15 protein-coding genes are annotated in these 12,754 nt (G+C 54.5%); 14 read left to right on the top strand and 1 reads right to left on the bottom strand.

Features of this window, described 5'->3' with window-relative positions; translation table 11 throughout:
• Positions 1 to 321 precede the first annotated feature (321 nt).
• From HAP95_RS11020 to HAP95_RS11010, 3 genes are all read left to right on the top strand, one after another.
• On the top strand, positions 322 to 1,314 hold the full coding sequence (locus tag HAP95_RS11020) for an aldo/keto reductase (RefSeq protein ID WP_215884266.1): 993 nt from the start codon (positions 322 to 324) through the stop codon (positions 1,312 to 1,314).
• Positions 1,315 to 1,335: 21 nt separating this feature from the next.
• Positions 1,336 to 2,547, top strand: a complete 1,212-nt coding sequence (locus tag HAP95_RS11015) for a multidrug effflux MFS transporter (protein WP_215884265.1) — start codon at positions 1,336 to 1,338, stop codon at positions 2,545 to 2,547.
• 298 nt (positions 2,548 to 2,845) lie between these two features.
• Positions 2,846 to 3,430 carry a Uma2 family endonuclease gene (locus HAP95_RS11010; RefSeq protein ID WP_215884264.1) on the top strand — a complete coding sequence of 195 codons (585 nt, stop codon included), beginning with the start codon at positions 2,846 to 2,848 and terminating at the stop codon, positions 3,428 to 3,430.
• A gap of 61 nt (positions 3,431 to 3,491) precedes the next feature.
• Here the strand turns inward: HAP95_RS11010 and HAP95_RS11005 are convergent, their stop codons facing one another.
• A complete protein-coding gene (locus HAP95_RS11005) occupies positions 3,492 to 4,148 on the bottom strand; it encodes a MarC family protein (protein ID WP_215884263.1) in 657 nt (218 codons plus the stop codon).
• 108 nt (positions 4,149 to 4,256) lie between these two features.
• Here HAP95_RS11005 and HAP95_RS11000 point away from each other — a divergent pair, with 108 nt between their 5' ends.
• The 11 genes from HAP95_RS11000 (at position 4,257) to tolQ (ending at position 12,750) form a co-directional block, all read left to right on the top strand.
• Positions 4,257 to 4,517 carry an FmdB family zinc ribbon protein gene (locus HAP95_RS11000; RefSeq protein WP_215884262.1) on the top strand — a complete coding sequence of 87 codons (261 nt, stop codon included), beginning with the start codon at positions 4,257 to 4,259 and terminating at the stop codon, positions 4,515 to 4,517.
• Positions 4,518 to 4,616: 99 nt separating this feature from the next.
• Positions 4,617 to 6,407, top strand: coding sequence for an aspartate--tRNA ligase (gene aspS / locus HAP95_RS10995; protein ID WP_215884261.1), 1,791 nt, complete (start codon positions 4,617 to 4,619; stop codon positions 6,405 to 6,407).
• Positions 6,391 to 6,840: a dihydroneopterin triphosphate diphosphatase gene (nudB, locus tag HAP95_RS10990; protein ID WP_215884260.1), complete on the top strand. Its 450-nt coding sequence runs from the start codon at positions 6,391 to 6,393 to the stop codon at positions 6,838 to 6,840. Before aspS ends, nudB begins: the two co-directional genes overlap by 17 nt.
• A gap of 45 nt (positions 6,841 to 6,885) precedes the next feature.
• Entirely contained in the window at positions 6,886 to 7,983 is a 1,098-nt protein-coding gene (gene nadA / locus HAP95_RS10985; RefSeq protein ID WP_215884259.1) for a quinolinate synthase NadA, read from the top strand.
• 8 nt (positions 7,984 to 7,991) lie between these two features.
• The gene (locus HAP95_RS10980) at positions 7,992 to 8,606 is read left to right on the top strand and encodes a lysophospholipid acyltransferase family protein (protein WP_215884258.1); all 615 of its coding nucleotides are present in this window, start codon (positions 7,992 to 7,994) and stop codon (positions 8,604 to 8,606) included.
• A 75-nt stretch (positions 8,607 to 8,681) separates the two neighbouring features.
• On the top strand, positions 8,682 to 9,434 hold the full coding sequence (locus tag HAP95_RS10975) for a YebC/PmpR family DNA-binding transcriptional regulator (protein ID WP_215884257.1): 753 nt from the start codon (positions 8,682 to 8,684) through the stop codon (positions 9,432 to 9,434).
• 27 nt (positions 9,435 to 9,461) lie between these two features.
• Positions 9,462 to 9,962, top strand: coding sequence for a crossover junction endodeoxyribonuclease RuvC (gene ruvC / locus HAP95_RS10970; RefSeq protein ID WP_215884256.1), 501 nt, complete (start codon positions 9,462 to 9,464; stop codon positions 9,960 to 9,962).
• 21 nt (positions 9,963 to 9,983) lie between these two features.
• Positions 9,984 to 10,565, top strand: a complete 582-nt coding sequence (ruvA, locus tag HAP95_RS10965; RefSeq protein ID WP_215884255.1) for a Holliday junction branch migration protein RuvA — start codon at positions 9,984 to 9,986, stop codon at positions 10,563 to 10,565.
• 39 nt (positions 10,566 to 10,604) lie between these two features.
• Complete coding sequence (gene ruvB, locus HAP95_RS10960) at positions 10,605 to 11,630, top strand: Holliday junction branch migration DNA helicase RuvB (protein ID WP_215884254.1); 1,026 nt, start codon at positions 10,605 to 10,607, stop codon at positions 11,628 to 11,630.
• Complete coding sequence (gene ybgC / locus HAP95_RS10955; protein ID WP_215884253.1) at positions 11,620 to 12,042, top strand: tol-pal system-associated acyl-CoA thioesterase; 423 nt, start codon at positions 11,620 to 11,622, stop codon at positions 12,040 to 12,042. The genes ruvB and ybgC overlap by 11 nt, the downstream gene beginning before the upstream one ends.
• A 6-nt stretch (positions 12,043 to 12,048) precedes the next feature.
• Positions 12,049 to 12,750, top strand: coding sequence for a protein TolQ (gene tolQ / locus HAP95_RS10950; RefSeq protein ID WP_215884252.1), 702 nt, complete (start codon positions 12,049 to 12,051; stop codon positions 12,748 to 12,750).
• Positions 12,751 to 12,754 lie beyond the last annotated feature (4 nt).

The raw sequence follows: 12,754 nt of genomic DNA, 5'->3' as shown, positions 1-12,754 counted from the left end.
AGTCGGAAACCCTTTGTAGCAACAGTACGCCACCTCATTCAAGCCAGTTGTAACGCGCCCGTACACCACTTTCGAGCATAGCTCGGTGCTCCTAAATGTAATTGGAGAAACAAAATTGCCTGTGCGATTACTGCTTGGTACCGATGCCGTCCAGATAGTCGACAAGGAACTTGCCCATCAAGTTCAAGAAATAAAAGCATGGGAGAGCATGAGTGTACAAACTGATTTTATCAGTCCAATTGCATAGCGCCCTTGGGCGATCATTAGATTGCCTGCTGTTCACTGCTTTTTTTCAGATCAGACAGATAGATGGAGAATAATATGAAGATGAGGAAATTAGGAAACGGTCTTGAGGTTTCAGCACTTGGCTTGGGTTGTATGGGGATGACCGGAATTTATGGGGCGGCAGGCGAAAAAGTAGAAATGATTCAGCTCATCCGTGATGCCTATAATCAGGGAGTCACCTTTTTTGATACGGCGGAGGCATACGGCCCTTTTACTAATGAAGAACTTGTTGGAGAAGCACTTAAGCCAATCCGTGAAAAGGTAGTGATAGCCACCAAATTTGGCTTTGATATTGATCTGAACACCGGGGAACGTCGTGGGGGCACCAACAGCCGACCGGAGCATATCAAAGCAGTAGCTGAGGCTTCTTTGCGACGTCTGAAAACCGATTATATTGACCTGTTTTATCAGCACCGGGTAGACCAGAATGTTCCCATTGAAGAGGTTGCTGGTGCGGTCAAGGATTTAATTCTTGCAGGGAAGGTCAGGCATTTCGGACTGTCGGAAGCGGGTATAAAAACTATCCGTAGGGCTCATGCAGTTCAGCCCGTGTCAGCGCTGCAAAGCGAATATTCATTATTTTGGCGTGGTCCTGAAGAAGCTCTTTTACCCACTTTGGAAGAACTCGGTATTGGGTTTGTGCCTTTCAGCCCGCTTGGAGCTGGTTTTCTGACTGGCAAGATTGATGAGAACACCCATTTTGCGCCAAATGATTTTCGGAATATGGTGCCGCGTTTTTCTCCGGAAGCCCGGAAGATTAACCTGGCACTTGTTGAGGTCGTTAAACGACTGGCAGAAAAAAAGGGCGTGACCCCCGCACAAATAGCATTAGCCTGGCTGCTTGCGCAGAAGCCCTGGATTGTTCCCATCCCTGGTACAACCAAGTTACATCGGCTTAAAGAAAATCTTGGTGCGGTTAATCTCGTACTGTCTGAGAGTGAGTCAAGCGAAATTGACCAAGAGACTTCCAGAATCGAGGTGCAGGGCGAACGCTTGCCGGAAGCAGTTTTAAAGATGACAGAGCAGTAACATATTGTGGGAAAAGCTGTGATGAATAGCAAAGGTGCTAGTCATTTAACGATTTTAATGATTTTGAGCACGCTGATGGCGTTCGCCTCCATTTCAACGGATCTTTACCTCCCGGCATTGCCTATTATGCAGCATGCACTGCATTCAAACTCTGGTGCCATTGAATGGACCATTTCCGGATTTTTAATCGGATTCAGCATCAGTCAACTTTTTTGGGGGCCAATTTCAGACCGATACGGACGCAAGCGCCCTATTGCGATGGGGCTACTCTTCTTTATTATTGGCTCTACAGGTTGTGCACTTTCTACCGACATTAGTGCGATGATCTTCTGGCGTGCAGTGCAAGCAATAGGTGCTTGTGCCAGCGTGGTTTTGGCGCGCGCGATAGTGCGTGATTTATATGAAGGACCACGGGCGGCTAAAATGCTTTCGACTTTGATTACTGTCATGGCTATAGCTCCATTGGTCGGTCCAAGCGTTGGCGGAATGATCTTGCATGTCTCGTCGTGGCGTACCATTTTTTGGACATTGGTTGGGGTGGGCGTATTGACCCTTATGGCTTTGGGGTTTTTGCCAGAGTCTCTCCCTGAATCGGAAAGAAAAACGGATTCTTTGGGCCGTGTATTTTCACATTATGGGGAACTGCTGAGGCATCGCCATTTGATGGCATACATTGGTGTTGGCGCATTTTTTTATGGAGGAGTTTATGCCTATATTGCGGGGACTCCTTTTGCGTATATCACTTATTACCATATATCACCACAAATTTACGGCCTTCTTTTTGCACTTGGAATTATTGGGATCATGGTTACCAACCAGATAAACATACATTTGATTGGGATCAATAAGGAACGCTTGTTGCATGTGGGGGTCTATCTTGTAGCTACCGCTTCTATTTTTCTCATTGTAGATGCTTGGACTGGATGGGGAGGTCTCGCAGGACTGGTCATTCCACTATTTTTGTTTGTCTCTGCAAACGGATTTATTGTGGCTAATTCAATTTCTGGCGCATTAAGTTTTTTTCCACAAAGTGCAGGCTCTGCGTCGGCTTTGCTGGGATCCCTACAATATGGCGCAGGGATCATCAGTACTGCATTAGTAGGCGTTTTTGCAGATGGAACGCTCCTGCCCATGGCTTGGATTATGGCACTATGTGCCGCTGGCAGTATCTTGTGTCTAGTGGTCTTGAGACATGAGAACTTTAAAAGCCAGATAGTTGGCAGTACTTGGTAATTTTTCACTACAAACAAGTTTCGAGAATATGTCGGTCAGTCCGCTGAATGACTGCTTCAGTAAAGGGTTGTCTGATGCCTGCCCACACGGAGGCTGGGTTATGCAGGACTCCTCATAGCATAACGAGCACAAGGGTGGCGAAAATAACCTGCGAAGTAAAAGGAAAGCCCGACAAACTGCTAGAGGGAAGAATCATCCCGGCGCTACCCGCTATTTCTGGCCATCTTGCGGCGATGACACAGAAGCTTCCAAGTCTTATGATGGGAGCTGTTGATACGCTGAGGCAGGAGGAAAGGTCATGCAGGTAGCCATGTTACGGCCTTTGTCTGTCAAAGAGTATCTGGAAGGTGAGGAGCGCGCCGATATACGCCACGAGTATGTGGCCGGGCAGGTTTATGCCATGGCCGGGGCCAAGCTGCGTCATAACCAGATTGCCGGCAATCTGTATGGACTGCTCTGGCAAAAAGCCCGTGGTAGTCACTGCCAGGTTCTGAACAGCGATATGAAAGTGCGGGTGGAAGCTGTAGATGCCTTTTATTACCCCGATGTGGCGTTGCGTTGTGGCGCGCCGTTGTCCGGAGATACCCTCTATCTGGAAGATCCTTGCCTTATCGTCGAAGTATTGTCGGCGAGCACGGCGAATGTGGACCGTCGTGAAAAGCTACAAGCTTATCAGACGCTTCCTAGCCTGCAGGAATATGTTTTGGTGGATAGCGAAAAAACCGTTGTTGAGGTATTCCGCCGGCATCCTGAAGGTTGGTGGTACGAGTTGTTGAATGATCCTGAAAGCGATCGTTTGCGCTGCCAATGTGTTGACCTGGCACTTTCAGTAGGGGACATCTATGCGGGCGTCGATCTGCCTTCAGCCCTGCAGACGGACTGAATGCCGCCCTGATGCTACAATCGGCCGTGCGCTGGCTAGGCTACCCAAGTTGAGTCGCTGATCAGCTGGTGCTGACATGCACCAGGCCGGGGAAAAGCGCAGCCAGGCCATTAGCAATGAAGGTGACGGCAATAGCGGCCAGGACCAGCCCGAAAATTCGGGTGGATATGTTGATGCCGGTTACGCCCAGGCGCCGTGACAATGGCCGGGCCAGACGCAGCGCAGCGTAGGCAACTCCGGCAATGATCAGGATGTCCAGAATCAATAGCCCACTGGCAAACCAGGAAGCATTTTTATGATGGGCAATAATTACCGTAATCATGGTGCCCGGACCCGCCATGAGCGGAATGGCCAGGGGTACCACGGCTACCGCTTCCTTGCTCATGCCCTCGGCCGTTTCTTCCGGAGTGTGGCGGTAGCGGCTGGATTTTGCCTGCAACATATTAAAGGCCAGCAACATCAGGACCATGCCCCCGGCCACCTGAAAGGCGGCGATGCTGATGCCAAAAAACTGGAGAATGTACTCACCCAGAAAAGCGGCGATAAGCAACACGATGGCGACGGATCTGGAGGCCAGTTTGATGGTGGCCAGTTGCTGGGCCGGATCTTCGTCAGCAGTCAAGGCAATGAAAATAGGAATAGCCCCGATGGGATTAAGAATGGCGAGCAGGGCAATCAGGGTTTGCAGGGCGTTATGCAGTTCAGGCGCGATGGACATGTAAAATTACCGTGGCAGACTGTGCAGTGCACAGAACGCTTGAAAAATGGTGCCTGAAGACGTATTTAATAGGCATATTCAGTTACAACCCAATACGGAGTCGATACGATGCCAACTTATGAGTATGTATGCAAGGACTGTGGACATCATTTGAGCGCAGAACAGCGCATGAGTGAGGCCCGTCTGACCGATTGTCCGGCCTGCGGCAAACCGGGCCTGGAGCGGCAGCTCAGTGCCGGCGCTTTTGCGCTGAAGGGGTCCGGCTGGTACGAAACAGATTTCAAGGGCAGTAAGGGTGGCTCGACAAAAAGCGAAGCTGCCAGCAGCGCCGCCCCTGCTTGCCCGGGCGGCAGTTGCGCCTGTCATTGACGCCGCGCCTGCAGCGGGGCTAGATTGTGCGCGGGCCGCCGCTCAGGCGGCCTTTTGTTATTTGATGATGTAATTTGACACAACTATACGGGACGCAGCATGCGGACACATTATTGTAATGGCATAAACGAGAACCTGATCGGACAGACCGTGCGTCTCTGCGGATGGGCGCAGCGCCGTCGTGATCACGGCGGTGTGGTTTTCATTGATCTCAGGGACCGGGAAGGGCTGGTTCAGGTGGTCGCTGATCCTGATCAGGCGGAAGCCTTCGCGGCGGCTAATGAGTGCCGGAGCGAGTTTGTTTTGAGTGTCGAAGGGGTGTTGCGAGCCCGTCCTGCGGGTACGGAAAATTTGCAGATGCCCAGCGGCAAGGTCGAACTCATGGCGACGCGCATTGAGATTCTTAACCGCTCCGAGCCGGTTCCGTTTCCTCTGGATGAAGAAGACATTGCCGAAAACCTGCGTCTCAAATATCGTTATCTGGATTTACGCCGTCCAGAAATGCTGGGACGCCTGCGTTTGCGTCATCAGGTCACCAGCTACGTGCGCCGTTATCTGGACAGTGGCGGTTTCATGGACGTCGAGACGCCGGTTCTGACCCGCTCCACACCGGAGGGTGCCCGCGATTATCTGGTCCCGTCCCGAACCCAGCCGGGTCATTTTTTCGCCTTGCCGCAAAGTCCCCAGTTGTTCAAACAACTGCTGATGGTCGCTGGTATTGATCGTTATTATCAAATTACCAAATGTTTTCGTGATGAAGACTTGCGCGCTGACCGGCAGCCGGAATTCACCCAGATTGATATAGAAGCCTCTTTTGTGGATGAAGAAGCCGTCATGGGTATTGCTGAACCGATGATTCGGGGTCTGTTTGCGGAAGTGCTCGGTATCGATCTGCCCAATCCTTTCCCTCGCATGACCTACGCGGATGCCATGCACCGTTTTGGTGTGGATCGCCCCGATTTGCGCAATCCCCTGGAGCTGACCGAGCTGAGCGACTTGATGCGCAGCGTGGAGTTCAAGGTGTTTCGGGAAGCTGCTGAGCGCCCACGGGGCCGCGTCGCCTGTTTGCGGGTTCCCGGTGGTGCTCAGCTCAGTCGTGCACAAATTGATCAATACACCCAGTTTGCCGCCATTTATGGGGCCAAGGGCCTGGCCTGGATCAAAATCAACGCGCTGGATCAGGGTGCCGAAGGGCTCCAGTCGCCCATCGTCAAATTTCTTGCCCCCGAGGTGCTGCAGGAAATTCTCCAGCGCAGTGGCGCTGCCGTCGGTGACATTCTCTTTTTCGGCGCCGACACTGCCAAGGTGGTCAACGAGGCGCTGGGGAATCTGCGCAACCGGCTCGCTGCCGACCTGAATTTGCTGGAAGGCGAATGGCGACCCGTATGGGTAACAGATTTCCCCATGTTTGACTTCGACGAGAAGGATAATAGCTGGACATCCACCCATCATCCGTTTACGGCACCGCAAAGCGCACATCTGGAGAGCCTGGCGGAAAACCCGGGGGCAGCACTGGCCCGCGCCTATGATCTGGTGCTGAACGGCAATGAAATTGGCGGCGGCAGTATTCGTATTCATCAGGAAAAAGTTCAGGAAAAAGTGTTTGCTGCCCTGGGCATTGGCGCTGAAGAAGCGCGGGATAAATTCGGCTTCCTGCTGGACGCCCTCCATTATGGTGCGCCACCCCATGGCGGCCTGGCTTTCGGGCTGGATCGTCTGGTCATGCTCATGTCCGGCGCGGACACCATTCGCGATGTCATTGCTTTTCCCAAAACCCAGAAAGCCGGTTGTCTGTTGACCGAGGCCCCCGGCGTGGTGGCCGACAAGCAATTACAGGAGCTCGGTATCCGCCTGCGTCCCGGAGTAGGAGCCGATGTTCAAAATTCCTGAGTCGATTCTGGTCATGATCTACGCGGGTCAGCAGGTTTTGTTGCTGGAGCGTTCCCAACCGGAAGGATTCTGGCAGTCGGTAACGGGGAGTCTGGAACCGGGAGAATCCTGGCGGGACGCGGCCGCGAGGGAGCTCCGCGAAGAGACGGGGTTTGCGGCGGAAGGACTTGTGGATACCGGGGTACGGAATCGCTTTCCCATTGTGCCGCCCTGGCGGGAGCGTTACGCGCCGGAGGTGGAGTTCAACGAGGAACGTATATTCACCTTGGCTTTGCCCGAGCCTCAGGTTCCGCAACTGCGTCATCAGGAGCATGTGAACTTTGCCTGGTTACCGGCGGTCGAGGCGGCCCGACGGACCGGATCGTGGACTAACCGGGATGCGATTTATCGCCATTTTGGCGCGAACCTTGACGCACAGCAGGCTGCTTCGTAACGTAAGGAACATTTTGCACGCGCAACAGCGCCTGAGAGGGTGGTTATGGGTGTAGAGACAGTGATGGTGCAGGGGTTGCGGCGCAGTGAAGCGGCCGACCTGGATACCCGCATTCGCCGGGCAAAAGCCGCTTTGGGAAAACGCGCGGTTATTCTCGGGCATCATTACCAGCGGGAAGAAGTCTATCGTCATGCCGATTTCCATGGGGATTCCTTGCAGTTATCCCGGGCGGCAGCCGAGCAGGAAGCTGAATTCATTGTTTTTTGCGGTGTGCACTTCATGGCCGAAGTGGCGGATATTCTCAGTCGTCCTGATCAGGCCAGCATTCTGCCCGACCTGAACGCCGGTTGTTCCATGGCCGACATGGCTGATATCCCGCAGGTCCAACGCGCCTGGGACGAACTCGCGACGGTGCTGGATGTGGAAACGGAAATCACCCCGGTCACCTATGTGAACTCATCAGCTGCCATCAAGGCATTTTGCGGGGCGCATGGTGGTACGGTCTGTACGTCTTCCAATGCCCGCAAGGTGCTCGAATGGTCCTTTCAGCAGCGGCCCAAGGCGTTATTTTTCCCGGATCAGCATCTCGGTCGCTGGACCGGGCACCAGTTAAACATCCCCTTGCGGGATATGCCGGTTTGGGATCCGGCGCTGCCCCTTGGCGGGTTGACGCCCGAGGAAATTCGCCGTGCCCGGATTTTGCTCTGGAAGGGGCATTGCTCCGTGCACCAGATGTTCCAGCCCGCGCATATTGAGCGCTGGCGCCGGGAACACCCCCAGGGGCAGGTCATCGCCCATCCCGAGTCGGCCTTTGAAGTCTGTCAGATGTCCGATGCCGTCGGGTCTACGGATTTTATTTTGCGTACGGTCAAAGCCTCTCCCGCTGGCAGTGAATGGCTGGTAGGCACCGAAATCAATCTGGTGACCCGTCTGGCTGATGAAGTACGTGCAGAAGGGAAAAGTGTGGAGTTCATGTCGCCCATGGTATGCATGTGTTCCACCATGTTCCGCATTGATCCCGAGCAGTTGGCGGTTGCGTTGGAAAATCTTCTGGAAGGGCAAGTACGCAACAGGATTCAGGTCGAGCCGGAAACGGCGGGCCAGGCGCGTCTGGCCCTGGAACGCATGCTGACGGTGTCCTGACGGCCGCCATGTCCCCTGTCGCTGTGCAGCCGGCTGATGCGATTGGCGAATGGTCGCTGACCCAGCGCAATCTGCATCGTCTGCTGACTGCCTATGTGCGCTTTTATCAGGGTGCGCATTGGGAGCACAGTACGGTACCGGCCGAGGGCGCGGCGATTCTGGTTTGCAATCATGTGTCGGTGCTGGATCCCCTGCTGCTGGTCGCCAGCAACCAACGTGTGGTGTCCTTTCTGGTGGCCCAGGAATACTACGACAATCCATTGATGCGTCAGTTGCTGGAGCAAACCTACAGTATTCCGGTGCGTCGGGATCGTCGCGATGTGCGGGCGCTGTTGCAGGCGCGCCGTATTCTCGAAGATGGCCGGGTGCTCGGCGTTTTTCCCGAGGGGGGCATCAATCGCTCGGAAACCCAGAAAGGGGTTGCCTGGCTGGTTCGCGAAAGTGCCGCGCCGGTGGTGCCCGCGCATGTCGGCGGCGCCCGGCAGGCAGCTTCTGACTTGCAGACCTGGTTGCGGCGCCAGCATCCCCTGTTACGCTATGGGGTGCCCTTGCATTTTCATCGCGATGCTGACGCCGCCGAAGTCATGGGGGCGACCATGAGTGCTATTGCCACACTCGCATGACGGCATCCTTGCCTTTGCGTTATCATGGCCGATATTTCACCAGAATAAGTCAGTTATAGAAGCAAGGAGTGGTTTATGTCCGGGCATAGTAAATGGTCCACCATCAAATTTAAGAAGGCACTGAAAGACGCCAAGCGGGGCAAAATATTTACCCGCCTGATTCGCGAAATTACCGTTGCGGCGCGCGCCGGGGGCGGAGATCCAGGCAGTAATTCCCGACTGCGCCTGGCTCTGGATAAGGCTTATGGTGCCAACATGACCAAAGACACCATTGAACGTGCCGTCAATCGCGGTACGGGCGAGCTGGAAGGCGTAGATTACGAGGAAGTGACTTACGAGGGTTACGGCCCTGCTGGTGTTGCCATCCTGATTGAGACCATGACCGACAACAAGGTCCGTACCGTGGCGGAAATTCGCCATATTTTCTCCAAACGCGGTGGTAATATGGGAACCGCTGGTTCCGTTGCCTATCAGTTCAAAAAGCTGGGATTAATTGTTTTTCCCGGCGATGCTGACGAAGACAAAATTCTCGAAGCGGCACTGGAGGCGGGGGCCGAAGACGTGGTCAATGAAGGTGAGCGGATTGCTGTCTATACGGCAGCCACGGACTTGCATAGCGTGGTCCTGGCGCTGGAAGCCGCCGGTTTGCAACCGGAAGAAACTGAATTGACCATGATTCCGGAAAATACCATTGAAGTGAGCGGAGAAGAGGCGGAAAAACTGCTGCGTCTCATCGACTTCCTGGAAGAAAACGATGACGTGCAAAATGTGTACGCCAACTATGAAATCAGCGATGCGGAAATGGCCCGTCTGGAAGCGGCATCCTGAATTTTTCCAGTCCACTCGGAAACGGCCTTGCGCATCATCGGTATTGATCCGGGCTCTTTGCGCACCGGTTATGGCATCATCGAGTCGGATGAGCGCGGCGAGTTGCGGCATGTGGCTCATGGCTGCCTGAATGTGGCTGGCCGTCCATTTTTGGAGCGCATCGGTGCCATCTACCGGGATTTGGCGCAGGTGTTGGCAGAGCATCGACCTGATACGGCAGCCATTGAGCAGGTTTTCATGGCGCGTAATGCGGATTCTGCCCTGAAACTTGGCCAGGCCCGGGGTGCGGCTCTGGTAGCACTGCTGGAAGCAGGACTGCCGGTAGAAGAATACACGGCCCTGCAAATCAAAAAAGCGTCGGTAGGAGCTGGACATGCAGATAAGACGCAAGTTCAGAGCATGGTGCGCTGGCTGCTTCATCTGGACAAAAATCCTCAGGCTGATGCGGCTGACGCCTTGGCTTGCGCCATTTGTCATGCCCATCATGCCCGGACCCAACAGCGTTGGCAGGCGGCTGGCCATGCCTGATTTTTTAGAAAAAGGACGCCCATGATTACCTCATTGCGCGGGATCATTCTGCAGAAGCGTCCACCCTGGCTCTGGCTGGAAGTCCAGGGGGTGGGTTATGAGCTGGAGATGCCCCTGTCCAGCTTCTACCAAATGGTGGACGCTGGCGAAACCCTGTTGGTACATACCCATCTGGCCATTCGCGAAGATGCCCATCTGCTCTATGGATTTATGAGCGTGGCTGAGCGCGATACTTTTCGCTTGTTGATTCGTGTCAATGGTATTGGTGGCAAAGTGGCACTGGCCTGCCTCTCGGGTCTGCCAGCAGAAAAACTTGGTCAAGCGGTGGCGGAAGGCAATGTGGCACAGCTGACGGCCATTCCTGGGATTGGTCCGAAAACAGCAGAAAGGCTGGTGGTCGAGCTGCGCGATAAAATGGGTGGAATCAGCGCCTTGCCTACCAGCAAAGCCGTTTCGGGTGATCCGCGCCAGGAAGCTGTTGCAGCACTCCTGACATTAGGGTATAAGCCTGCACAGGCCAGTCAGGCGATTGGCAACCTGGGCGATGGATTGAGTCTTGAAGACCTGATCCGTCAGGCTTTGCAACAACTTTCACGCCATTGATTTTATGGAACCCGCCAGCATCGCGATGGTCACAACCCCATGATGGACAGAGGCCCTCTCAATCCCCAGGAAACCCACACCGACGCAGTGGATCGTGCTCTGCGCCCGCGTTTGCTGGCGGATTATATTGGCCAGGCGCGGCTCCGCGAATCCCTTAGTCTTTATATTGATGCGGCCAAAGGCCGTGACGAAGCCCTGGACCATGTCCTGCTCTTCGGACCCCCCGGCCTTGGAAAAACCACCCTCGCGCACATTATTGCCCAGGAAATGGGTGCGGGTCTGAAAGTCACCTCGGGACCGGTTCTGGATAAGCCGGGAGATCTGGCCGCCATTTTGACCAATCTGCAACCCCATGATGTGTTATTTGTCGATGAAATTCATCGCCTCAGCCCCGTGGTCGAAGAAATTCTCTATCCGGCTCTGGAAGATTATGAGCTGGATATTTTGATTGGCGAGGGCCCTGCTGCCCGATCCATTAAAATCAGCCTGCCCCCCTTCACCCTGATCGGGGCCACCACCCGGGCGGGTTTGCTCACCTCCCCGTTGCGTGATCGATTCGGCATCAGTTTTCATCTGGAATTTTACAGTGACGCAGAATTGACCCAAATTGTGACCCGTTCGGCCAATATTCTGGGGACTACCCAGGATTTACGGGGTGCCCAGGAAATCGCCCGGCGTGCCCGAGGAACCCCGCGCATTGCCAATCGCTTGCTGCGGCGGGTGCGAGATTTTGCCCAGGTGCGGGGCAACGGGGAAATTGATCAAGGCACGGCAGAGGCCGCGCTGACCTTGATGGAAGTCGATCAGCATGGTTTTGACGGTCAGGATCGTAAGCTGTTGCAAGCCGTCATCGAGCGTTTTGCCGGCGGTCCGGTGGGGGTGGAAAGTCTGGCCGCAGCCATTGGTGAAGAGCGCGGAACCATCGAAGATGTGCTGGAACCTTTCCTGATTCAGCGCGGATACCTGATCCGTACGCCGCGTGGTCGTTGTGCCACGGAAATGAGTTATCTGGCGTTGGGTTTACCGCCACCTAAGGCTGGCGGGGGGCTTTTCGATGCGCTCTGATGCTGCTGACAGCGTGTTTCAGGTCCGCGTTTATTATGAAGATACGGATCATGGCGGGGTGGTGTATCATGCCAACTACTTACGCTTCATGGAGCGCGCCCGTACTGAAATGCTGCGCGAAAAAGGTTATGAACTGGATGTGTTGGAACGCGATCCCGGTATTCTTTTTGTGGTGCGTCGGGCGCATCTGGATTTTCGCGCCCCGGCTCGTTTTAATGACCTGCTTCAGATAAAATCGGCCATCATTCACAAGACCCCGGTTCGTATGAATTTTCAACAACATATTTCGGTGAAAGAAAAGCACTTGTGCAGTGGCGAGGTAGAAGTTGTCTGCCTGGAAGCCGAGACTTTTCGTCCCCACGTCATTCCTGCAGAACTTCTGCAGGCCTTTCCCCTTAGTGTTCACCCGTGAGATTTTATGGATCCTCAAACTGTCACCCATCCTGCAGCTTCTCTTTCCGTGGCCCATCTGGTCCTGAATGCCAGCCCCGTTGTCCAGATCATACTGGTGCTTTTGGTCATCGCCTCCATTGCTTCCTGGACCATCATTTTTGAAAAATGGGCGGTATTTGCTGGTGCTTTCAAGGCCCTGACCCGTTTCGAGAAACGCTTCTGGAGCGGCGGTGAAATGAGCCAGATTTATCAGCATGTTTCCGGCAATTCCAATCTGGAAACCGGAGCTGGCAGTATTTTCTGTGCGGGTTATGAAGAATTTCAGCGGCAGCGCGGCAAAATTCGCCCCAGCGATGCCCTCGACGCCGCCCGCCGCGCCATGCGTGTGGCCCAAATGCGCGAGGTTGGCCGTCTGGAAAACCGGCTGGCTTTTCTGGCCTCGGTCTCTTCCGTTAGCCCCTTCGTTGGCTTACTGGGCACCGTCTGGGGCATCATGACCGCTTTCATGCATATTGGTGTCGCAGGGCAGGCCACCCTGGCGACAGTTGCCCCCCCGGTTGCCGAAGCCCTCATTGCCACGGCGGCTGGTCTTTTTGCGGCCATTCCGGCAACGGCTGCCTACAACCGCTACATTCACAAACTGGACAAGCTGGATGCCCAGTATGAGGTGTTCATGGATGAGTTCACTAACATCCTGCATCGCCAGGTGCCCGAGACCAAGCCATGAAAAG

Origin of the sequence: Acidithiobacillus sulfurivorans, assembly GCF_018853815.1 — a bacterium.
GTDB classification, from domain to species: Bacteria; Pseudomonadota; Gammaproteobacteria; order Acidithiobacillales; family Acidithiobacillaceae; genus Acidithiobacillus; species Acidithiobacillus sulfurivorans.
This window is presented reverse-complemented; position numbering and strand designations above follow the sequence as displayed.